This is a genomic window from Mesorhizobium sp. B2-7-1 (assembly GCF_006440735.1).
Lineage (GTDB): Bacteria > Pseudomonadota > Alphaproteobacteria > Rhizobiales > Rhizobiaceae > Mesorhizobium.
In genome coordinates this window covers 1-22,919 of record NZ_VFUA01000035.1, presented here as the reverse complement: position 1 = coordinate 22,919, position 22,919 = coordinate 1, and the positions used below count along the sequence as shown (strand labels likewise).

17 protein-coding genes and 1 tRNA gene are annotated in these 22,919 nt (G+C 61.4%); 7 read left to right on the top strand and 11 right to left on the bottom strand.

Annotation, left to right across the window (positions count from 1 at the left end; translation table 11 throughout):
* Positions 1-60: 60 nt before the first annotated feature.
* Complete coding sequence (locus tag FJ471_RS15460; RefSeq protein ID WP_140804412.1) at positions 61-1,287, top strand: MFS transporter; 1,227 nt, start codon at positions 61-63, stop codon at positions 1,285-1,287.
* Positions 1,288-1,475: 188 nt separating this feature from the next.
* The gene (gene rnd / locus FJ471_RS15455) at positions 1,476-2,627 is read left to right on the top strand and encodes a ribonuclease D (protein ID WP_140804410.1); all 1,152 of its coding nucleotides are present in this window, start codon (positions 1,476-1,478) and stop codon (positions 2,625-2,627) included.
* Between the two features lie 41 nt (positions 2,628-2,668).
* Here the strand turns inward: rnd and FJ471_RS15450 are convergent, their stop codons facing one another.
* From FJ471_RS15450 to guaB, 3 genes are read right to left on the bottom strand one after another with little or no spacing between them, the layout of a single operon-like run.
* Positions 2,669-3,088: an MAPEG family protein gene (locus tag FJ471_RS15450; RefSeq protein ID WP_140804408.1), complete on the bottom strand. Its 420-nt coding sequence runs from the start codon at positions 3,086-3,088 to the stop codon at positions 2,669-2,671.
* 19 nt (positions 3,089-3,107) lie between these two features.
* On the bottom strand, positions 3,108-3,656 hold the full coding sequence (locus FJ471_RS15445) for a hypothetical protein (RefSeq protein ID WP_246684738.1): 549 nt from the start codon (positions 3,654-3,656) through the stop codon (positions 3,108-3,110).
* A gap of 46 nt (positions 3,657-3,702) precedes the next feature.
* Positions 3,703-5,205, bottom strand: a complete 1,503-nt coding sequence (gene guaB / locus FJ471_RS15440; protein ID WP_140804406.1) for an IMP dehydrogenase — start codon at positions 5,203-5,205, stop codon at positions 3,703-3,705.
* A 296-nt stretch (positions 5,206-5,501) separates the two neighbouring features.
* Between guaB and FJ471_RS15435 the strand changes: the two genes are divergently transcribed.
* Positions 5,502-6,923 carry an MFS transporter gene (locus FJ471_RS15435; RefSeq protein WP_140804404.1) on the top strand — a complete coding sequence of 474 codons (1,422 nt, stop codon included), beginning with the start codon at positions 5,502-5,504 and terminating at the stop codon, positions 6,921-6,923.
* A gap of 31 nt (positions 6,924-6,954) precedes the next feature.
* Here the strand turns inward: FJ471_RS15435 and FJ471_RS15430 are convergent, their stop codons facing one another.
* Together FJ471_RS15430 and FJ471_RS15425 are read right to left on the bottom strand one after the other, a co-directional pair.
* Entirely contained in the window at positions 6,955-7,650 is a 696-nt protein-coding gene (locus tag FJ471_RS15430) for an RlmE family RNA methyltransferase (protein WP_140804402.1), read from the bottom strand.
* Positions 7,647-9,014 (bottom strand): Ppx/GppA phosphatase family protein, encoded by a 1,368-nt coding sequence (locus tag FJ471_RS15425; RefSeq protein WP_140804400.1) that lies wholly within the window; start codon positions 9,012-9,014, stop codon positions 7,647-7,649. The genes FJ471_RS15430 and FJ471_RS15425 overlap by 4 nt, the downstream gene beginning before the upstream one ends.
* Before the next feature lie 264 nt (positions 9,015-9,278).
* On the opposite strand from FJ471_RS15425, the gene FJ471_RS15420 reads away from it, so the two are divergent.
* A complete protein-coding gene (locus FJ471_RS15420) occupies positions 9,279-10,208 on the top strand; it encodes a YbhN family protein (protein WP_140804398.1) in 930 nt (309 codons plus the stop codon).
* A gap of 203 nt (positions 10,209-10,411) precedes the next feature.
* Positions 10,412-10,485, top strand: a tRNA-Gln gene (locus FJ471_RS15415).
* On the opposite strand, the gene FJ471_RS15410 is transcribed toward FJ471_RS15415, so the two are convergent.
* The 3 genes from FJ471_RS15410 to FJ471_RS15400 all read right to left on the bottom strand — a co-directional run bounded on the left by FJ471_RS15410 (position 10,453) and on the right by FJ471_RS15400 (position 13,022).
* Entirely contained in the window at positions 10,453-12,042 is a 1,590-nt protein-coding gene (locus tag FJ471_RS15410; protein WP_140804396.1) for a recombinase family protein, read from the bottom strand. The two genes, FJ471_RS15415 and FJ471_RS15410, sit on opposite strands and share 33 nt — an antisense overlap.
* A gap of 66 nt (positions 12,043-12,108) precedes the next feature.
* The gene (locus FJ471_RS15405; RefSeq protein WP_140804394.1) at positions 12,109-12,339 is read right to left on the bottom strand and encodes a hypothetical protein; all 231 of its coding nucleotides are present in this window, start codon (positions 12,337-12,339) and stop codon (positions 12,109-12,111) included.
* A 92-nt stretch (positions 12,340-12,431) separates the two neighbouring features.
* Positions 12,432-13,022 (bottom strand): hypothetical protein, encoded by a 591-nt coding sequence (locus FJ471_RS15400; protein ID WP_140804392.1) that lies wholly within the window; start codon positions 13,020-13,022, stop codon positions 12,432-12,434.
* A gap of 136 nt (positions 13,023-13,158) precedes the next feature.
* On the opposite strand from FJ471_RS15400, the gene FJ471_RS15395 reads away from it, so the two are divergent.
* Positions 13,159-13,392 (top strand): helix-turn-helix domain-containing protein, encoded by a 234-nt coding sequence (locus tag FJ471_RS15395; protein ID WP_210242028.1) that lies wholly within the window; start codon positions 13,159-13,161, stop codon positions 13,390-13,392.
* Between the two features lie 203 nt (positions 13,393-13,595).
* Here FJ471_RS15395 and FJ471_RS15390 read toward each other — a convergent pair whose 3' ends face one another.
* Complete coding sequence (locus tag FJ471_RS15390; RefSeq protein WP_140804391.1) at positions 13,596-16,004, bottom strand: DUF4238 domain-containing protein; 2,409 nt, start codon at positions 16,002-16,004, stop codon at positions 13,596-13,598.
* 206 nt (positions 16,005-16,210) lie between these two features.
* Between FJ471_RS15390 and FJ471_RS15385 the strand changes: the two genes are divergently transcribed.
* Positions 16,211-20,752 (top strand): ATP-binding protein, encoded by a 4,542-nt coding sequence (locus tag FJ471_RS15385; RefSeq protein ID WP_140804389.1) that lies wholly within the window; start codon positions 16,211-16,213, stop codon positions 20,750-20,752.
* A 112-nt stretch (positions 20,753-20,864) separates the two neighbouring features.
* Here the strand turns inward: FJ471_RS15385 and FJ471_RS15380 are convergent, their stop codons facing one another.
* Both FJ471_RS15380 and FJ471_RS15375 read right to left on the bottom strand, forming a co-directional pair.
* On the bottom strand, positions 20,865-21,080 hold the full coding sequence (locus FJ471_RS15380) for an AlpA family phage regulatory protein (protein ID WP_140804387.1): 216 nt from the start codon (positions 21,078-21,080) through the stop codon (positions 20,865-20,867).
* Between the two features lie 129 nt (positions 21,081-21,209).
* Positions 21,210-22,919: AAA family ATPase (locus FJ471_RS15375; protein WP_140804385.1), on the bottom strand; the 1,710-nt coding region annotated here is incomplete at its 5' end.

The window sequence follows — 22,919 nt, the reverse complement described above, 5'->3', positions numbered from 1 at the left end:
AGTCGACTGGCGGCCCCGAGAGGCGCCCACCGAAAATCTCCTTATTGGATTGTCCGCGCGATGACCTTTGGCCTGAAACTCGCTCCGCAGCACCGTGTCTATGCCGGTTTCGCGGTCTATTCCTTCGCCATGGGCAACATCTTCCCGCGCCTGCCCGACATCAAGCATGCGATGCAGATCGAGGACGGCACGCTCGGTCTCGCCCTGATCGGGACGCCGATCGGCACGCTGATCGCGCTGACGCTGGCGACGCCTATCCTGGAGCGGGTCGGCTTTCGCCGCGCGCTGCTCTGGCTGGTGCCGCTGCTCGGGGTCGCCTATGCCATCGCTGTGCACGCGCAAGGCCCGACCGCTCTGTTCATGATGCTGCTCCCGGTCGGACTGATGATCGGCAGCATCGAAATAATCTTGAATGTCGAGGCCGACAGGACCGAGCACCTGCTCCAGCGCCGCATCATGAACCGGGCGCATTCGTTCTGGAGCATCGGCTTCTTCGGCGCTGGGCTGTTCGGCGGCGCGCTAGCGCATCTCGGCCTGTCGCCGCAACTGCATCTGGCGCTGGTGGTGCCGATGGTGGCCGTCGCGGTGGCGCTGTTCCTCGGCGGCTTCGAACCGGCGCCCGCCCGTTTCGCCGCGTCCGGCAGCAAAGCGCCGATGTTCGCCCGGCCGACGCTGCCGATCCTGATCCTCGTCGCGGTTACGCTGTCGGCGATGCTGATGGAAGGCGCCAGCATGGACTGGTCGGCGATCTATATGCGCACCGTGTTCGAATCGGGGCCATTCGTTGCCGGGATCACCGTGGCGCTGTTCGCCTTCTCGCAGGCGACGACGCGCTTCTTCGCCGACAGCTTCGTCGAGCGCTACTCGCCGAGCGGCGTGGCGCGCGTGCTTCTGGCAACGATGGCTGCCGGCGTCTTCATCGTCTTCTTCTCGCCCCTGCCCTTGGTCTCCATGCTGGGCTTCGCGCTCATGGGCATTGGCTGCAGCGCCATCTTTCCGCTGGCGATTTCGGCGGCGGCCCAGAGGACGGACCGCTCCGCCGCGATCAACGTTGCCGCATTGTCGCAGATCTCCTTCGTCGCCTTCCTGCTCGGTCCGCCGCTGCTCGGCTTCGTCTCCGACCACTGGGGCATCCGCTCGGCCTTTGGCATCGGCTTACCGTTCATCGTGCTCAGCTTGGCCGCAGCGGGCGCGCTCGGCCGGCGGCCGTCGCCGAACGCCATGCCGGACGGCGCAGGATCCGGCTCGACGGGAGAGAGGGTACCGGCGAGAGCCTATGAGGCATGAACGACTCGCCCGCCTAGCGGCGCGGACCGCGACGGTTTGAGGGGCATCGCGGGTTGGCGCGCAGGCATGCGGCGCGATTTCTCACGGGAGAATCCGACGATCGAGCCGCCGCTTACGCCGCGGCGGCTTGACGAAAGCGCGCGCGGCTGAAATTGAAAGAGGCCTCATACTGTGCCAAAAGCGATTTGATGCACGTCATCACCACACAAGAAGAACTCGAGAGCGTTGTCGCGGCGTTCGAAAAGTCGGAATTCGTCACCGTCGATACCGAATTCATACGCGAGACGACCTTCTGGCCGATCCTCTGCCTGATCCAGATCGCCGCGCCTGGGATTGAGGCGCTTGTCGATCCGTTATCGCCCGGCATCGACCTGAAGCCGTTCTTCCGGCTTATGGCCAACGAAGCGGTGCTGAAGGTCTTCCACGCGGCGCGCCAGGACATCGAAATCATCGTCCATCTCGGCGATCTGGTGCCGCATCCGGTGTTCGACACGCAGGTGGCGGCGATGGTCTGCGGCTTCGGCGACAGCGTTTCCTACGACCAGCTCGTCCAGAAGGTCACCGGAGCCCGGCTGGACAAGTCCTCGCGCTTCACCGACTGGCGGCACCGGCCGCTCTCCGACAAGCAGCTCGAATACGCGCTTGCCGACGTCACTCATCTCATCAAGGTCTACCAGCATCTCAGCGCCGAGCTGAAACGCGAGGACCGCGGCCATTGGCTGAACGAAGAGATGGATGTGCTGACCTCGCGCGAAACCTACGATCCGCATCCCGAGGATGCCTGGAAGCGGCTGAAGATGCGGCTGCGCAAGCCGCAGGAGCTGGCGATCGTGCAGGCGGTGGCCGCCTGGCGCGAGCGCGAGGCGCGCGAGCGCGACGTACCGCGCGGCCGCGTGCTCAAGGATGATGCCATCTACGAGATCGCGCAGCAGGCGCCGCGCGACGCGGCGGCGCTCGGCAAGCTGCGCACCACGCCGAAAGGCTGGGAACGCTCGGCGACGGCAACCGCGCTGCTCGGCGCGGTCAACGCCGCCCTTGCGCTGCCCAAGGACGCGATGCCGAAACTGCCGAAAAGCGTGCAGCCTCCGGAAGGATCGAGCGCTGCGGCGGAACTGCTCAAGGTGCTGCTCAGGATCGTCGCCGAGAAGGAAGGCGTCGCCACCAAGGTGCTGGCCTCCAGCGACGACATCGACCGCATAGCGGCCGAGGGCGACGAGGCCGACGTGGCGGCGCTGCAAGGCTGGCGGCGCGCCGTCTTCGGCGAGCAGGCGCTAAGGCTGGTGCGCGGCGAGATCGGCATCAAGTTCGACAAGCGCAGGATCGCGGTGTTCGACCTGTAGCGCCTTTCCCTTCTCTCACAAGGGAGAAGGGAAAGAGCGCCTCAGACCGCGCCCAGCAGGTGCAGCGCGAACCAGATCCAGGCGATGAGAAGTATGCCCGCGCCAAGAAAGAAGGCGCGGCTGCGGTGCAGCACATAGTTTCTGTCGAGGTGCACCCAGGCGTGCACATAGCGCGTGACTATGAACAGCCACATCAACGCCAGCGTCAGATAGTTCACGCCATTGGTGACGAACAGCGCCAGGCACAGCACGTGAAAGAGTACCGGCAGCTCGAACTGGTTGATCAGATTGTTGGCGACGGTAACGCTCGAGGGCGGCTCGGTCGAGCGGACCTTGTACTGGCTGATCTTGGCTTCGCCCGACTTCACGGCGAGATAGCGCCGCTTCAGCATCACCAGATAGACGATATAGACCAGAAGCACATGCGCCAGCATCGGCCAGAAGATGGCAGTCTGGTGCATATGTGCGCCCCTCCCTCCGTCAGCGCCGGCGTTGCCCGGCCAGCGCGAAGAACGCGACGACGAAGACCGGGATCGCCAACAGCGCGAATTTGGTGACGGTCAGCGAAGAGGCGAAGGCCAGCGAATCGGGGTTGGCCAACTGGAAATCGGAGAGCAGCCGCGCCAGGGCAAAATTCTGGGCGTAGTCGGCGACCGCATAAGGGAGCACCAGCACCAGCGAGAACAATGCCTGCAGTTGCGCCGGCATGGCGCGGAAGGTGCTGAGCCGCCGCCCGAAAGCAAGGATGAGGCTGACCAGCGTCAGCGACAGCAGCGCCGGGAACAAAAGGTCGAAGGTCAGGTAGTGCCAGACGATGATGATCTCGCCGCCGCGACGGCCGAGCGCTGTGAGCCACGCCATGCCTTCATCGGGCGTGAAGCCGGCGACGCGTATGTCGAGCGAAGCCAGACCGCCGCTCAAGCGCTGAAAATAGAGAAACTCCAGCGCCGTCATGACGAGGAAAAGCGCGATCGAGGCGATGGAGAGCGCCGGCGCATGCCGCGACAGCCGCAGCACCGCCACGCTCAAATCACGCCGCAGTCCCCCCTTGCGGTCGGACTGATCGGCCTCCCGATCAAATTCCGCCCGGGTAATTGGGGCTTTCGCGGGTGATCGTGACGTCATGGGCGTGGCTTTCACGAAGTCCGGCGTTGGATATGCGCACAAAGGTGGCGCGCTCGCGGAAATCTGCAAGGTCACGTCCACCCACATAACCCATAGCGGCTTTCAGGCCGCCTGCAAGCTGGTGCAGCACGCCAGCCACAGGTCCTTTATAGGGAACCTGCCCTTCGATGCCCTCCGGAACCAGTTTCAGCGTGTCGCGGACCTCGGCCTGGAAGTAGCGATCGGCCGAGCCGCGCGCCATGGCGCCGACCGAACCCATGCCGCGATACGCCTTGAAGGAGCGGCCCTGGTGCAGATAGACCTCACCCGGGCTCTCGTCGGTGCCAGCGAGCAGCGAGCCGATCATGGCCGCACTTGCGCCGGCGGCGAGCGCCTTGGCCAGATCGCCCGAATATTTGATGCCGCCGTCGGCAATGACGCTCACGCCGGCCTTGCTGGCCGTCTCGACCGCCGACATGATCGCCGACAGCTGTGGCACGCCGACACCGGCGACGATTCTGGTCGTGCAGATCGAGCCTGGGCCGATGCCGACCTTGACGGCGTCGGCGCCGGCGTCGATCAGCGCCTTTGTGCCGTCGGCGGTGGCGACATTGCCGGCCAGGATACGCACGGAGTTCGACAGCTTCTTTGCCCGCGCCACCGCGTCGAGCACGCGCTGCGAATGGCCGTGCGCGGTGTCGATGACCAGAAGGTCGACGCCGGCGTCGATCAGGCGCTCGGCGCGCTCGAAGCCGTCATCGCCGACACTGGTGGCCGCGGCGGCGCGCAGCCGACCCTGCGCGTCCTTGGTGGCATGGGGGTTGAGCTGCGACTTCTCGATGTCCTTGACCGTGATCAGGCCGACGCAATTGCCCTTCCTGTCGACCACCACCAGCTTCTCGATGCGGTGCTTGTGGAGCAGGCGCTTGGCCTCGTCCTGATCGACATTCTCCTTGACCGTGATCAGGTTCTCACGCGTCATCAGCTCATAGACCTTCTGCGACGGATCGGAAGCGAAGCGCACGTCGCGGTTGGTGAGGATGCCGACGAGCCGGCCGGCGGTGTGGCCGCCGGTGCCGCCATTCTCGACCACCGGAATGCCGGAAATGCCATTGCCGCGCATCAACGCCAGCGCGTCGGCGAGCGTTGCGTCCGGACCGATGGTGACCGGGTTCACCACCATGCCGGATTCGAATTTCTTCACCTGCCGGACCTGCTCGGCCTGCTCGGCCGGCGTCAGATTGCGATGGATGACCCCGATGCCGCCGGCCTGGGCCATCGCGATTGCCAGCCGCGCCTCGGTGACGGTGTCCATGGCGGCCGACAGGATCGGCACGTTGAGATCGATATCGCCGGCAATGCGGGTGCGGATGTCGGTTTCGCCCGGCATGATTTCGGAATGGCCGGGCTGCAAAAGCACGTCGTCGAAGGTCAGCGCCAGCGCGCCGGTGGACGTTTCGATGATTTTTGCCATGGCCAGTCCTTTTGAATGCGGAAAAGGCGCTGGGCCGATTGGCCAGCGCCGACTCTCATCTTCCCTTTCAGGATTGGCGCTGGCTGGTAACACGTCCTGTCGCGGTTGAAAAGCCGATCGTTGCGCCAATGACAAAGTCTTGCGCCCGGCTATTTTCCACCTACCAGCGGTTGCGGTCGCTGAAAAGTGACAGCAATTTAATGCGACATCCGGGCCGAGGCGTGATAACCGCCCGGTCGCACCGGTTCGCCCCCAAGCCGGGCCTAGAATCGCGAAGACAAATCAGGGCGTTTCCCTTGAACCGCATCATTCCGCTCATCCTGGCGGTCGCACTTTTCATGGAAAACATGGATTCGACCGTGATAGCGACGTCGCTGCCGGCGATCGCGATCGACATCCATACCAGCCCGATCGCGCTGAAGCTGGCGCTGACGTCCTATCTGGTGTCGCTGGCGATCTTTATTCCGATCAGCGGCTGGATGGCGGACCGGTTCGGGGCCAAGAACGTGTTTCGCGCTGCGATCGGCGTCTTCATCGCCGGCTCTATCGCCTGCGCGCTTTCCAATTCGCTGCCGGCTTTCGTGGTGTCGCGCTTCCTGCAAGGCATGGGCGGCGCGATGATGACGCCGGTCGGCCGCCTCGTGCTGGTGCGTGCCACGCCAAAGAGCGAGCTGGTCGCGGCAATGTCCTGGCTGACCGTGCCGGCGCTGGTCGGGCCGCTGGTCGGCCCGCCGATCGGCGGCTTCATCACCACCTATTTCACCTGGCACTGGATTTTTCTGATCAACGTGCCGATCGGCCTGATCGGCATGTGGCTCGCCACCCGCTATCTGCCCAGGACGGAGCCCGCCCAGACGCCGCCGCTCGATTTCCCCGGCTTCGTGCTCTCGGGGCTTGCCGCCTCCGGCGTCGTCTTTGGCCTTTCCGTGGTCAGCCTGCCGGCGCTGCCGCCGATGGCCGGCTTCATCACCGTCGCCGTCGGCGTGGTCTCAGGCGCGCTCTATCTCCTCCATGCCCGCCGCGCCAGAAACCCGCTGCTGGCGCTGGAGCTGTTCCGCAACCAGGTTTTCCGATCCTCCGTGCTCGGCGGCTCGCTGTTTCGCATCGGCATCGGCGCGGTGCCGTTCCTGTTGCCGCTGATGTTCCAGATCGGCTTCGGGCTGACGCCGTTCCAGTCCGGCATGATCACCTTCGTTTCGGCGATCGGCGCCATCGGCATGAAGTTCGTGACCGCACTGATCTTCCGGCTTGCCGGCTTCCGCCGCGTGCTGATCTGGGGTTCGCTTATCGCGGCCGCGTCGATCGCCATCTACGGCCTGTTCACGCCGCAGACGCCCTATGCGCTGATGCTGGCGATACTCTTGGTCGGCGGCTTCATCCGCTCGATGTTCTTCACCGGCGTCAATGCCCTCTCCTACGCCGAGATCACGCCGGCCGACACCAGCAAGGCGACGCCGATCACGGCGGTGTTCCAGCAATTGTCGATCGCGCTCGGCGTGGCGCTGGCCGGCGGCATCCTCGAAGTGTCGACCTCGATCCATGGCGGACCGCTGACCTTGAGGGACTTCCACATCGCCTTCTTCATCGTGGCAGCAGTCTCGGCGGTAGCATCGATCACTTTCATGCGGCTGGCGCCGGACGCCGGCAACGCCGTCTCCGGCCACGGCCGGCTGACCACGCCGAAGAGGCTGGAGACGGTGGGGACCGCGGGGAAGTGAACGCTCCACCTTCTCCCACAAGGGGAAGGCGCTACCCCTTGAACTCCTTCGCCAGCAGATAAAGCTCCACCGACTCGTCCCGCGAAGCCGGCGGCTTCACATGATGGACAGAGCGGAAATTCTGCTTCAGCCGCGACAAAAGCTCGTTCTCGGCACCGCCCTGAAACGTCTTGGCGAGGAAATGCCCGCCGGGCTTGAGCACATGCAGCGCGAAATCGGCCGCGACTTCGCACAGATGCATGGTGCGCAGATGATCGGTGCGGCGGTGGCCGGTGGTCGGCGCGGCCATATCGGACAGCACCACATCGGGCTGGCCGCCGAGCGCCTCGGCAAGTTTTTGCGGCGCATCCGGATCGAGGAAATCCATCTGCAGGATGACGGCGCCCGGAATCGCGTCCATTTCGAGATAGTCGATGCCGACGACATGCAGATTTTCCGCCGTCGACTTCGTCCGTGCGGCCGCCACCTGGCACCAGCCGCCGGGCGCGGCGCCGAGGTCGATCACTTTCATGCCGGGCTTCAGGAGATGATGCTTGTCGTCGATCTCGATCAGCTTGTAGGCCGCGCGGGAGCGATATCCGTCCGCCTTGGAGCGCTGCACATAAGGATCGTTCATATGGCGCTCGAGCCAGCGGCGCGAGGATTCCTTCAGACCGCTCTTCTTCTTGATCCGGGTCTTCAGCACGCGAATGCTTCCCGAACCTGGCTTCTCAGGCTTCTTGCTCATGATCGGCCGCCACGCCAGACGCCGTCATCGGCCATCAGTTCGCTCAGGATCCCCTCGCGCAGGCCGCGGTCGGCGACGCGCAGCCGCTCGGACGGCCAAACGCCGCGGATCGCTTCCAGGATGGCGCAGCCGGCGAGCACGAGGTCGGCGCGGTCGGCGCCGATGCAGGGGTTGGCGCAACGCTGCTGGAAATCCCAGCCGATCAGCCGCTCGATCATGCGATCGACGCTGTCGCGGTCCATCCAGAGACCATCGACGCGGCGGCGGTCATAGCGCTCGAGATCGAGATGCACGCCGGCGAGCGTCGTCACCGTGCCGGACGTGCCAAGCAAATGGAAGTTGGGGCTGGCCAGCACATGCGCGAGCCGGTCGCGGCCATCGAAGGCCTTCAGCCGCGCGGCCACATCGTCGACCATGGCGGCAAAGGTCTCGCGCGTCACCGTGCGACCGCCGAAGCGTTCGGCGAGCGACACGACGCCAACGGGAAGCGACGTCCAGGAGACGATGTGGTTGGCCAGACGCGGCGAACGCCGTCCAGTCAGGTCGATCAGGGCGATCTCCGACGAGCCGCCGCCAATGTCGAACAGCACCACGCCTTGCGTGTCGCGCTCGACCAGCGAGCCGCAGCCGGAAACGGCAAGGCGGGCCTCGGTCTGGCGGTCGATGATCTCGAGCTTCAGCTCGGCCTCGCGCTCGACCCTCTCCAAAAACTCGACACCGTTGGCGGCCGAGCGGCAAGCTTCGGTGGCGATCAGCCTGGCCTTCCTGATCTTGCGGTTGCGCAGCTTCTCGCCGCAGATCTTCAGCGCCTCGACGGCGCGGTCCATCGCGGCCTGGCTGAGCCGGCCGCTGGCCGTCAGCCCCTCGCCCAGCCGGACAATGCGCGAGAAAGCGTCGATGACGCGGAACTGGCCGTGCCGGCCAGGCACCGCGACCAACAGCCGGCAATTGTTGGTGCCGAGGTCGAGCGCGGCGAAAACGGGCAGTTCCTGTTGCGGCGGACGTCGCGGAGACTGGAGCGGCGGCCTTGGCTCAAGCTCCGAGGGCGCGCTCTGAAGTGGTTGGCTTGCCGCCGCGCTGGCAGGCGCGGCATGCGGCACCGCGCCGTTCTCGTCGCGCGCGAACACCTTGCGGCCGCGCCTGCGCTTGCGGCGCTTGCGCGTCTTGCCTTTCGGCGGATCGCCATGCTGGTCGGCCTGACTTGCGCCAGTCGGCCTCTGGCTGGCATGTCTGGGGTCGGCATGTCTTTGGTGCGCACCGGCGTGGCGGCTGAATCGCGCCGTATGCGGGCCCGCCGACTGCGTCGACGATGCCCCGGACATGCCCACTGCCGGCGCGCCCGCGCCGGTATCGTGGTCTTCCACTTCAGTTCCTTCCGGCGCCGCGCGAACCGGAAACGGACGCAGCAGGCACCTCGATTTGTTTCAAGTTGGCGACAGACTAGCAGTGCCGCCCATAATCACCAAGAGCGCGAGGCCGAATTTCGATAACGTCACATTTTGCCGGCGTCACGTTGGGGCAATGTCTTGCCGGTTGAATAGCCGGCTTCAATCAGGCATGTCTCAAATGAAGGTTCGAAGGGTTTTGAGCACATCAATCAATGAGCTGCAACGCATGATGACGACGCCATGAATTGGAGGCGCTATTTCTGGCCGGTCATAGGCATCGCGGCCGTGGCGTTCTCGCTGTGGCTGCTCATCCACGAACTGCGCGGCATTTCGCTCAACGATGTCTGGATCGGCATCGCCGCCATCCCGCCACGCCACTGGATGCTTGCGGCGCTGAGCTCGGTCGTCGCCTATGCCTCGCTCGCCGGCTACGACCACATCGCGCTGCTGCATATCGGCAAGAAGGTGTCGTGGCTGTTCGTCACGCTATGCTCTTTCACCACCTACGCAGTGTCGCACAATATCGGCGGCTCGGTGTTTTCCGGCGCGGTGATCCGCTACCGCGCCTATGCCACGCGGGGGCTGACCGGCCAGGAGGTCGGCGTGCTGGTGGCGATCTGCTGGTTCACCTTCATCCTGTCCAGCGTTTTTCTCGGCGGGCTCGTGCTCCTGCTGGAACCCCAGATCATCGATCGCTTCACGGGTGCGCCGCATCACGGCGCCGCCTTTGCCGCCGGGCTCGCCATGCTCATCCTCGTCGGCGCCTATGCCTTCGGCAGTTGGCTGGGGCTGAGGCCGCTGAAGGTCGGCTCCTTCCAACTGCACTACCCGGCGCTGCCGATCGTCGCGCGGCAATTGCTGATCGGGCCGGTCGAACTGCTGGGGGCCGCCGCGATCATCTATTTTGCCCTGCCCGAGGCCGGCAATCCCGGCTATTTCGTCGTGCTCGGCGTGTTCATGGTGTCGTTCTCGATCGGGCTCCTGTCGCATGCGCCCGGCGCGCTCGGCGTGTTCGAGGTCGTCTTCCTAACCGGCCTCTCGGACATGGACCCGGTCGGCGTGCTCGCGGCGCTTCTGGTGTTCCGACTGTTCTATCTCATCATTCCGCTTTTGGTCGGCCTTGGCGTGGTGCTCTATTTCGAGCATTCGCAATACAGCCGCGAGAGCTGAAGCCTTCCGTGAGCGGGGCGGCAGAGCCAATGCGCGTCTCCCAAAAGCGCGGAGCGGTTTTGGGAGAACGACATGCATAGGACAAAGGCTCAAAAAGGCTGCGGTTGAACTCAGCTGCGGGCTTGACTATTTTCGGATGGCGGCTACAAGGCAGCGCTCGCGGCACATAGCCGCCCGCTTCGCACGGCACCAGCCGCGCCTGCTGGGGAATAGGTTAACGGTAGACCCACGGACTCTGACTCCGTTAGTCCTGGTTCGAATCCAGGTTCCCCAGCCAAACTGGACTCCCTCTCGACAAAGCTGTCTGCTGTGCACCTGTAGCCCCTCCGGATGCGACCGTTTCCGCAAGTAGATCAAACGGTTGCCTGAAGACAGCGTGAACCTCGCCTTGGTCCCATTGGCAGTTCGACAGTACGAGATTCAAGAGTCGCTTTTTCTCATGTACCGGCTGTTTCGCAAACAGTCGGCTGGCGTTGCGCGCCAGTTCCAAAAGCCGGATGCCGTCCTCCATGTATGATTCTTCGGCGCTACCATGGCGCTCTATCTCGCGAAGCAGCCGCGTCTGTTCGGTTCGCCACTGTGCTGACATCCTGTCGTAGAAGGCGTTGTCGATGCGACCATCGAGCTTGTCGAGATACATGGCGTGCAACCGGTCCTCGAGCCGCTTGTACTCGACTTGGCATCGATGGATCGCCTGTTCGTGATCCCGCCGCTCGTCAGCATGGCTGGCCATGAGGGCTGCCTTTACCCACTCCAGTATCTCTTCGTCGAAGTGCAAGCGCTCGAGCAGGTTGGCGAATGCCTGATCGAGCACTTCCTCGCGGACGTATTTGCGGCGGCAATCGCCGTATCCGCCGCGACCTTTGTTGGTATGCCCCGTGCAGTGATAGTAGATGTATTTGCGCTTCTTGATCTCCGCGACGATGGCGCAGCCGCATTCGGCGCAGGTCATTAGGCCGGTGAAGGCGAATTCGTTACCTGCTGGATGGGTCGGCACCGCATTACGGCCCCTCAGGATGCCCTGAACTCGCTCCCACAATTCGATCGATACGAGAGGCTCGTGCTTACCCTGATGCAATTTGCCGTTCCACTGGAACAGCCCCGTATATAGGCGATTGCGCAAGATCATGTGCACGGTGCTGACCGGAACCGGATTGCCGCTCTTAGGATAGATCAGCCCATCGCCATGAGCCGCCTTAGCCAAGGCCTTGAGCGAATACTGGCCGGTCGCGTAGCGCTCGAACAGCTGTGTGACTACTGGCGCCAATTCAGGATGCGGCTCGATAACCTTTCTGCCGTCCTTGCCCGTGGTGTTGACATAGCCCAGTGGAGCCTTTGTCGGCCAGATGCCCTGCTCTGCCTTCTCCATCTGCCCCTTGCGGGCTTCCTCCGACAGGTTGTCGATATAATTCTTGGCCATCAAGACCTTGATGCCGTGCATGAATTTTTCAGATGAGCGCGAGTCTCGCGACAGCGTCACACCCTCTTTCGCAAGGTGGATTTCCACATCCAGCTCATCGAGCGTCACCCAGTCCTTGAGGTTGCGATAGAGCCGGTCGGTCTTCTCGACCAGGATGCTTCGAATTCCGGGATGCTTTCGCAGATATTTGACCATCTCGGTGAAGTTGGTCCGGCCAGTGGTCTTGGCCGTCTCGACATCGATAAACTCCTGCAAGATGTCGAACCGCTGTTGCAGAGCGTAGTCACGCAGCAGCTTGCACTGCGCCGGGATGGAGAAGCCTTCCTTCTCCTGCTCCTTGGTGGAGACGCGCGCGTAAAGCAGCGCCTTTACAAGGCCTGCGGGCTTGGCGGTCCGGACAAGTCGCTGGTTCATCTGGGGTGCCTCCTCGTTCGTCGCACGGTCGCACAACCGAAAGCCAGCAGCTAGACGAAGCGCCAGCTACTTGCCCCGGTCAGTCCGTTCCCATTCGGCAAGGATGCGGAAGAAGCCGTCGATATTGTCGACGATTTGCCGTGCATCCTCAGCTGATAGCGACCGCCCCAAGCGAGCCTCAAACAAGCGCGCCGTTCGTTCCAGGAAGGCGTCGTCAACGGCGCGGCGGCGCGAAAACAGATCCGCACCCGCATCGCGTCTAACGCCGCGTTTTGTGACGCGCCGTGCCGCCTTCACAGCCTATGTCCCGTGCATATCTGCATCGGGACAAGGATCGCCCAAATCGCCTCAGCGCCGAATGGCCGTTATGTGCGCCTAAGTATCCTTTGCTACTCTGTATCAACGCCAGCGGCGGGTTCCTCATCGAAAGGGCTGTCGGCGGCGTGCTTTTTGAGATCAACCAGATCGGCGGCGATTGCTTGATATCGCTTACAATCCGCTTGAACGATGGTTCGGTCAGGCCGCTCCAGCGGCACACTGCCAGCGATTTCCTTCAAGTCACGCAGGATCGATTCGATATGTGGCCAGGGAAAGTCTGTCGGGTCGTCGATGTCGCGATCTGCGCCGACGATTATCTCGAGCTTGGCGACAATGCCGAGAAGAGAGTGTGCAGGCGTATGTGGAAGCCTATCCTGAATCTTCAAAGCCGCTGTCGCAGCCTCGACTTCCGCTTGGTAGGCGATCGAGTAACCAATCTTCGCATCCATGGCCGCCGGATAGGCGGCGCCGAGTGCACGCGTTTCCAGCCGTTGTTGAAGTCGGCAGAGAACCTGCGAGACGTGCTGTGCCCGCAACCAGTCTCGTAGCAGCGCGAGCGGAGGGTCTGCTTCGTCGGAACGAGCAAATCCCTTTACGGCCCCCTCGCCGCTTCCCCCGAGCGTGACGGAAGACAAAGTCGTGCTATTGTCGGAATCAGCCATGATCCGAGCTCCACAACAGCTTGCACGTGGCCAGGCCGGATCGGTGTTGCATCACCTATCCGGCCGCCTAGTTGAAATCGAGACTACACAAAGTGCAGCATATGATCAATCAAAATCACTATATTATGGTGATTTTATGAATCCGGTGCAGTGCCGCATGGCACGGGCTGCATTGGGCTGGGGCGTTTTGGAGCTTGCAAAAGAAGCCGGCGTCTCAACTCAAACGGTTGTGCGATTTGAACGAGGCGAGGCGTTGAAACAGTCCACAATAGCTGAGCTTAGAGCAACGTTCGAAGCTGCAGGAATTGAGTTCATCGCAGAAAACGGTGGCGGGCCTGGCGTGCGCTTATCGCCCCATTCTAAGAGCTAACAGCCTGAGCAACTGCATAGTAGAGAATGTAACGGAGGCAGTTCCACGCCGCCGTAGGACGCTCCTTCGCGGTAACCGACCCAATGAACAACGATCGGCGGCTTTGCGCCTCAAATCGGACGCTGAAGTCAATTTTGTTAATGCTTGCAAGCGGCCATCATCGGCGTTTGGCGCTGGGCGTTCAACTCGACAAAGTCTGGAGGTTAGCGCTCGACAAACAAAGCCATCGGTACGCTGGCTAGATGGTGCTCGGAACTGGACATCAACAGAAGCCGATTCACTGTGTTGTCTTGGATGCCGCCAGCGGGCCAAAGGCAGGATATCCGAGCCTCCGGCAGGTGAGTTGTGGACTTCTTCCCGATCGACGCCTTTGAGGCTTGGATGCGCCCAAATTCAGCATTGAGGCTGGCCTCGAAATTCGGCTTTGAGCCTCTCGCTGGAAGTGCCGAAAGATACCTCAAGATCTTCCGCATGATGTTTGGATAAACTTCAAATACCCCTCGCTCGGCTAGAGCGCTGATCTCCTGGACATCCCAAGGGATGGCAAAATCGGCCTGCTCCATGCTGGCGCGTAACTGGGCCAACGGTGGTGCGCCCAACCTGCCGCGTTGAGCGGCCACCATAAGTTCGCGCCAGCGAAACACGCTGTCAGTGACAATGCATGAGCCAGTGGCCTGAGCGAGGTACATCGCTATCTCGAAGTTTGGTGCCATTTTAAATGGCGTGAGTTGTCCGCCGTCCTCTCCACCATCAAACGAACCCTCTTGCAGCACGGCAAGTGGGTCTTGTTGACGAAGCCTTTCGAAGCCATCGAGAACAGCCTCGACTGCCGTTTTATTTAGCTCGGGAGAATCCCGGAGAACTTGGCGCCGAAGGGCTTCGCGTGGCAAGAGTAACATTGCCCGTTTATGCTCCTCCTTCATCATCTCCATGAACCCAGCTTCTTCTTCTGGGTCAACTTTCAACCCCTTTGTGCGGATCTGTGCCATTTCGAACATCTGATTGCGCAGGTGGAAATCGAAATTGCAGGGATCCGGAAACAGGGTCACGAGCCCCCGTTCGACAAGCGGCATCATCGTCGTGAACAAGATGACCGACTTAAGGAATTCCTGCCGATACATCTTGGGGTGCTCGAGCGGACTAAACTTCTTGTTGACTGTCTTGGGATGTAGGAAGGGATGCTCAATCAGCAGTTCGTCGAAATAGAGCGACAAGCCGAGGGCGCACCGCGAAATTGCTGAAGGGTGCAGAACCCCTGTATAAATTGCGCGCGCTGCGCCATCCGGCTTGGGCAACATCGCCAGCAAGTTCGTATCGCGGGGCCACAAGGCGCTGTAGACGCCATAGGCGTCTCTAATCTTTTCGTCAGTGATCTCCCGGCGCACGGTGACCCAATCCCGGTCTTGCGTGATCCCGAGGATTTCGGAGATGCCGTTGAACAGCATCAAGTTGCGCTCGCGAATGCTGCGCTCCACCCATGTTGGGCGAAGGGCAACAGGTTTGTGCTCGCAGCAAACACCGAATGCGCGGCCGGATCCGCAACCACACAGGGCGCGAATGTGAGGCGGCTTCGATGGAGGCACCTTTTTTAGAAACTCGCGCTCCTTTTCCGTTCGGCCGAACGCGTCCTGATAGTAAACTTCGCCGCTTTCGAAGCTCGCGTACATCTCGCCGCCGAAGTGCCAAAGTCCGTTCTTTGGTGGGAGGAAGACATTGCGCAGATCAGCCCAAGGCTCCGCCGACGACATGTCCGGGTGGAGCCATTCCTCTTTGCCGGCAGCGATGTACCGCTTCGCCCGCGCCTTGAGCACGCGGTTGATTCGAATAACCTCGTTGCTCGTCAGCTTTCGAGTACGGATTAAGGCGTCGGTGCGCACGATCGAATTGCGATAGTTACCCGCAAACGTCCGCTTCTCGAGCGGATTGGCCGAATGGTCTTCCGCGTATTCGAGGTTGGTAAGGATGAGGCAAAAATCTCGGTTCAGCGGAAAGATAGTCTGCGAGCCTTTCGATGCGATCGAGGGTTCGTTCGGATAGGCGTTGGCGCCCGGAGGGACAGCGTAGTTGTAGATGGTGACCGGGTGGTCGCTCACAATGAATTTGGCGTCGGCATCCTGGGCCGAAACGATCTCTCGCACCCCCTCCACCCAGATCGTGCAGTGCATCATCCGGATGCCTTGCATCTCAAACATTAGATCGTTCTGTGTTAGTCGCGGGTATTGCGCGCTAAGCCAGTCCAATCCTTTGGGAGTACGGATTTTCTGGATGTCGAGGTACTCGAAGAATGTTGTGAAGTGACGACGCCACTCTCCGGCATCCTCGCCGGCAAAGGCGCGTACCGCGTGAGCTCCGCGCGTGTCGATATCACCGAAGAGCTTGCGCTCAATCTCGTCAACCACAGATGTGCCGAAGAACGTCGAATAAAGATCCCTCTGGCAAAACGCGCGGGAAGTTGGTGAAGCGAATCTCGATTTCTCAGTGACTACGCGCCCATCTGGTAGCGTGTGCTGAGGTGGGCTCAGATCGAGATACGAATAGGTATTCTGACCCGGCTCAAAGAAACCTTGCTGGTACCATTGCGGGACGTAGTGATTGTTGCGTGTCTTCGTCATTCGCTAAGCGGTGCACGTCCATCGCGAGACAGTGATGAAGTTTGCTAGAATCGCTTTCTACAAAGCATATTTAGCACTATCACGATGCCGCGGGCGTAAGCGATCGAACTTGACCGCAAGAGATCGGCAGCAGTTGCGATGGCAATATGAATGTTCTAGGTCTGTTCCATGCACCTGGGACTGCCGAAAGACAACGGACGAGTGTAATGCACAGGGGTGGAATTGCGGATAAAGCGGGCAACCGCTTCGAAGCACGCTGGCTGACGCATCAACTGCTCGGGCTATTGGACGGCACCGTTCGAGGGGTTACGGTCGAGGCCCTCGGAGACGAGGAACAGGGATTCGAATTTTCGCTGACCCGCATCGCCGGGGTTGAATGGCATCAGTGCAAGCGTCAGACCGCAACAGGCACTTGGTCCATCGCCGCTCTCGACTCCGCCGGCGTGCTCACAGCATTTCGAAACAAAACTGCGAACGTGGGGGCACGTTGCGTTTTCGTGTCGAGTGATCCCTCACCGCCATTAAAGCTCCTTCAGGATAAGCTGCCTGCGACACACAGCCCCGAGACGTTCGAGGCAAGCCTGTCGGACAAGGAAACGCAGCACTGGTGTCTGCTCAAGGAACGACTGGGTTGCGATGCAGCGGAGGCATTTCAATTCCTCGGGCAGACAGAGTTCCGCACGTTATCCGAGGCCGATCTCGCTGAAAATCTGCGTGCGCGGATTACCTATTGGTTCAAGGGCGATCCCGATACGATCGCGGCGCAGTTCCGGACATGGCTCGAGGAAGAGCGCAACTTCAATCGCCCGCTCGTATATGACGATGTCATTAGCTTCCTGAGCAGTGAACGTATCGAAACGAAGCAATACGAACTCGACCGCGCGCTACCTGGGCGCATCCGTGATGCAACCTCTAGCTATGTCGGTTCCTACCCGCCGCTCGGTGCCGGCCTCTACCGCATTGAGCGTGCAGCAGTGCAGGAAGTGCTCGCTGGGCTGCGTGCAGGCGCAGGAGTCGTGCTGCTGGCCGGCGCCGCAGGGATCGGCAAGTCGGCTATCCTCACCGATATAATTGAGCAGCTCCGTGCCCAAGGCACGCTCCATCTCGCCTTCCGCGTCGATCAGGCTGGCGCCGTCGCAACACTCGACGAACTGGGCGCGCAGACAGTCGGCACAGCGGATAACCCGGTGGTAGTTCTTGAACAGCTAGCCTCTGGCAACCGCGCGGTACTGATCGTTGATCAGGCCGATGCAGTCAGTGAAGTTTCAGGAAGGGTCGCCGAACTGCGTCGTGTTGTGCTTGAGCTGGTTCGCAAGGCTGCACAATATCGGCATGTCCAACTGATCTTCGCCTGCCGCAGCTTCGACCTCGAAAATGACCATGCGTTCAGGCAGATTGCCGAGGCCAAGGGCAATATACGGATCGACGTGGCACCCTTCCAACGTGCCGAAGTTGACGCGGTCCTCACCCGGGTCGGCATTCTGCACGATCCCAATAACGCACGCCTGATGGCGCTCTTGGCGCTTCCGATCGGCCTGACGCTCGCCGCTGCACTGGCGCAGAGTGGAGTCAGTGATCTGCGCCGGGTGGAACATCTTTCCGAACTTTATGGCCGGTTGCTTGCTGCGCGCGATCAGGAGATCCAGCGCGAGTTTCGGCCCGGCTGGAGCGTGTTTTCTCCCCTGACCGCACTCGCCGCGACAATGAGCGAGCGGCAGGAACTCTTCGCTCCGGTAGCGACGCTCGACCCTTTCGCTGGAGCGATTGATATCCTGCAGCGCGCCGGACTGATCGTCGTGCGCGGCATCCGGATCGGCTTCTTGCATGAATCGCTGTTCGACTACTCGCACGCCCGAGCCTTTGTGCAACAGCGCAAACCGATCATCGATTTCCTGCTGGCTAGCGAACAAACCTTGTTCCGACGCACTCAGACCCGGCAAATCCTCGCGTTCGAGCGAGAGAGCGAACGCAACCGCTACCTTGTCGATTTGGGCACGGTCCTTGAAGACACGCGGGTGCGTCCGCATATCCGCGAGACCATCGTACGCTGGCTTGCGACGATCCCCGACCCTACGATGGCGGAATGGGAGCTGATCGCACGTTACGCTCAGCGCAATGGATTGCCGGTCAAGTCGGGCAACGTCATTTACGAGCGCAAGCCTTGGTTCGACCTGCTCAACAAGCACGGATTGATAAACGACTGGCTTGCGTACGACGGGGAGGATCTGAACTGGGCGCTAGGCTTCCTCAGATCGATCGCGCCGATCGCGCCCATTGAGGTGTCCCAGCTGCTCAACGACTTTCTAGAGCGTCGACCAGAGCGCATTCGCGATGTGTTTGCAACGTTGCGTTTCATCGATCCAAAGTCGGATGCCAAGTCCCTCGCCGATTGCCTGATCGCCACGCTCGACAGGGCAATACCTGAAGATTGGGAAACCGGCGCTGACGATTGGGACGACTATTACGGCTCCTGGATTAAGACCGCGCCGGACGAGGCGGCACGCATTTTTGGCGCACAACTTGGGCGCTGGTTCCGCCTCCATCCGGAGGGACATCCATTCAGGCATCGCTACGAGAATGGCGGGACGTCGCTGCATTGGCTAAGCGAGCTCGCCAAAGCATCGCCCCTCGGGTTCCTTGAGCAGATCTTGCCTTTCATGCGGATTGCAATGGAGCGTTCGGTCGAGGGAGATTCGAGGCCCGCCAACGATTCGATCTGGTATTGGCGACACCGGGATCAGACCGAAATACAAGCAATCGACTTATTGGACTTGGTGCGCGGTTCGTTGGCGGAGGTCGCGCAACAGAGCCCGCTAGCCGCAGCTCGATTGCTCCGCTCGATAGAGCCAGAATTATATATCACAAGTTTGCATTTTCTGCTCGAGACCGTTGCGGCAAACCCGAAGGCTCTGCGAGACCTGTTCGTCGAACAGGTCGGTAATTCCGGGCTTTTCAAAGCCGGCTGGCACAGTGCTGATGCACATTCGGCAGGGCGCGCGATCGCTGCAGCCATGCCTTGGCTCACACCCGATGAGCGCAAGCGCTGCGAAACGGCAGTTCTAGCGTTGCGGCCCGAAATCGACAGTGCGAAGCGTGCGCTCGCGAGACGGGAGCAGGCGGGCGACAAGCCTCGGCTCACACCGAAGCTCAACGACTATCCGACCTGGTGTCTCAACGATTCCGGGAAGCGTGAATGGTCAGTGCTGCGCCAGATTGGTACGGAGTGGTTGTCACCACTTGCCCGCCGGCGACTGGCTGAACTCGACCGAAAGTTCGTTGGGCAGAAGCCGGAGCAACCCGACGGCATGCGCGGAGGCATGGTCCGCTCGCCCATCGACGGTGAGCGCACCAAGCTCATGAGTGACCGAGCCTGGCTGAACGCGATTGTCAAGTTTAGCTTGCCCCGCAAGCGACGCTTCTTGGGAGACGACGGACTGCGTGGTGGCGCCAGAGAGTTGTCGTGCGAACTAAAGGAGCGCACAAAAGAGGCGCCAGAGCGTTTCCTGATGTTGCTTGGTCAGTTTCCCGAGGGTTCGCACGAGGACTTTACCTGGGGCATCACTGCCGGCATTGTGGAAGCTAAGCCCGACGCAGATATGATCGAAAGGGTGCTCATTGCTCTAGATACAAATCCTGCCGCGAAATCGGACGACCGCTCGTTGATCTGGATGATTCGGGGGTGCAAAGGGCCGATCGGTCCGCTTGCGGAAGCTTTGGTGCTGATCGTTGCAACGAAAGCTGATGACAGCACTGGAATTGTCGACATAAACCGCGGCGAGCGCGCAAAGGAACCCGACTGGAAGAACGCCTTTACCTTTGGTGGCGAACTTCGCGCCAAGGCGATTAACTCGGCACGTGGGTCCGCCCTCGAAATTCTTGGAAGCATCTGCTGGCACTCGAAAAAAACGTTCGAGAAGTACCGCTCAACGATGGATGGGATCGTCGGCGCCCCCGCAGCCCCACATGTTCAGTCTGCGCTTACGGGGTGGTTGATGTGTGCACTCAAACATGAAGGCAAGCAAGCCGTCGGGTGGGTACTCCGCACTGCGCGCACCTGTCCAGAGGCTCTGTATTCCAACGATGGTCAGCAGATCCTGAGTTGGGTTGCCGACCTTGAAATCGAAGCCTTTACCCAACTAATCAACCTTTACCTGATAAACGAGGACCCGCTCGCCAGAGGATTCGGCGCGCTAGCCATCTTCCGGCGATGTCTCGATGATCGGGACTGGTTGTCATTCGCCGAAAATTTGATTGAAGTTGATGCCGAGTATCGCTCCGCAGCAGCAGCTATCGCCGCTGCCAATTTCGAATCCGCGCGCTTCGGAACGACGTGCACTGATTGGTTGATCCGGTTTTTCGACGATGACGAGACCGCCGTACGACATGAGGCGTTCGACTGTTTTCGTCGTATGAAGACTGAAGACATCTCAGCTCATGCTGGAGTGTTTAAGGCTTATGTGGCATCAAAGTATTTCGAGACCGAGCGAACCTATTTCCTGCATCGGCTTGAACATACACCACCTGGTCTCGACGATCTTGTGCTCAAGCTCCTTGAAGAAACGGTCAGGAAGAGGAATGATTCTGGTCGGGACCCTCGAGCATATGAATTGCACGAAGTCGGCGAACTGGCGCTTAAGCTTTATGCTTCGAATAGTGAACATCCAATGCGGCGCACTCGCGCGCTCGGCCTGATCGACCAACTGGTTGAGCGCGGTCTCATGGGGATGCAGAAGCTCGAAGCCGTCTAGCCTCTGCGCTGGAGCGAAGCCCGTCAGTGACTTTCGGCGATGCCCCTTTCCAGTCATTGAACTTGCTGAGAGCGGCGTGCTCATCGGGCAGCAACGTGCCATTCGACTGCCATCAGTCGCCGTTGTTTCGTCCCGCTCTAGTGTGCCAGGAGACGGGATCAGCGACCCACCGATTGATATCGGATTCCCGCCATCCCGCACCGTTCACGCTGATCTTGATTTGAGCCGGGAACGTGCCTTCGGCGATTTTGCGGTACATCGTTGAACGGGACAAGCCGGTCCGCGTGAGGACGGTCCTAAGGCGAATGATACGATCCGGTTCGGGCATGGCTGCCTCGCCTTTCGCTGGAAGCATTTGGCACCTGCTGGAACCAGACAGGGCAACCCAAGGCTCGCGCGCAAGCAGATTTGTCATCGCATCGATCTGGAACGTGGAAACGGCGGCAAATCGGAGGGTTCAGATTCCTATGCCACGCCCGCTGCCAATGCCGTGGTTGAACGCGAGCTCCACACCAAGGCGGCGGCCGGATTCGACCTGAATGCCAAGTGCCTTCTTATGATTGGCAAGCAGGGATTCCAGTTGAGGATCGCGTTCGAGGCTTTTGGCCATGTCGGACATGGCCAAGCGCGTTGACTTGTAGCCGGATATGTCGCCAGCCTGGTATTGGTCCTGGCTTGTCCGGTGGAGCTTTTGCCAGCGTTGTACAAAACGGTCAGCGCGGCGGATCGGGTCGGCTTCCAGTCCGGTGCGGATTTCGGTTTCAAGCTGGAGAGCTAGCACTATGCGGTTGACGCGGCCGGCCGCCGCTTCACGAACCAGCTCGGGATTTTTCGCGTAAGCCGCTTCGGCGTCGCGCCAGCCATGGGGCCGAACCTTCTCGAAAACGCTGCGAGCCTCTCCCAATTCGCGCATCTGCTCGGGACTACCCTGCCCGTCGACATTTCCGCTGCGCAGGATCGTGTCGAGCGCTCGCGCGTGACGCACAAGCGCCTGGGTGCGATCCCTGCGCAACGCCGCTTCCGGGTCCACCCCCACGTCCGTTTTGCGCTGCGCTCCCCTGGCGGGAGCTTCTCTTCCAGGCGCGGCATCGCCGTTTTGCGCTCGATCGTCTTCCCTTCCCGGCTGATGCCCACGATCCTGACCGGGCTCGGCGTCGGCGGGCAAGCGCAATCCGTCGAGCAGCCGGCCGATCCCGTCGCGCAGCTTTTCCGGAACAATCCGGCGCACGATCTCGACCACGCGTTCGCGGAACGTAATGCCGCGCCGCTCGGCATAGTGTTGCGCCGGGTCGATTTGGTTGTAGTCCGACGCCATGTCCTTGGCGCGGTCGCGTGACAGCGTCCGGACGAGCCGTTCGCGGGTCGCGAAGTCATCGCGGCCGTAATGCAGGTCCATCCCATCGCGGTGCCGCGACAGGGCAACGTAGCTGCCATGCGCATCCATGCCTGGCGTCGCCAGCACATGCGTGCGGTCGACGGTCATGCCCTGGGCCTTGTGGATGGTCGCGGCATAGCCGTGGTCGATGTGGGCATAGTCCTTCAGGTCAAAGCGCGCAGACCTGCCGTCGTCGGTTTGGACCGTCATGCTCTGCACGCTGACCTCCTCGATCGTACCGAGCGTTCCGTTCTTGACGCCAAGCCCGCGCTCGTTGCGCAGGAACATGACCCGGTCGCCGCTTGCAAAATTTCTTGCACCGCGTTCGACATCCACGTGAACCTCGTCGCCGAGATCTCCAGCAGCGCGCATGCGCTCGCGCGCTGCATCATTGAGCGCGCGCACTTCGTCGTTCGTGTGGGTGAGAATGATCCGGCTAGCCTCTGGCTCCATCTGCCTGCCGCGATCCCAACGCTCGACAAGATCGCTGCGCGCCTCGTCGCGCGTCGCTGCCTGATGGACCATGCCTTGTTCGTCATAAGCGCTGATCGCAGCGCCTATCCTGCCGGTTGCCAGATCGCGCGTGGCGTCTCGCTGCCAGTCCTCGCGCTGCCGACGCACCTGGCCGATTTCGACGCCACCGTGTCGCTCGTGGATCGAACGGAACGCAGCACCCGCCTCGATCGCCTGCAACTGCCGCGGATCGCCGACCAACACGACTTTTGCGCCAACGTCCGCCGCATGGGAGAGCACGCGCTCCAACTGGCGCGTGCCGACCATGCCGGCTTCATC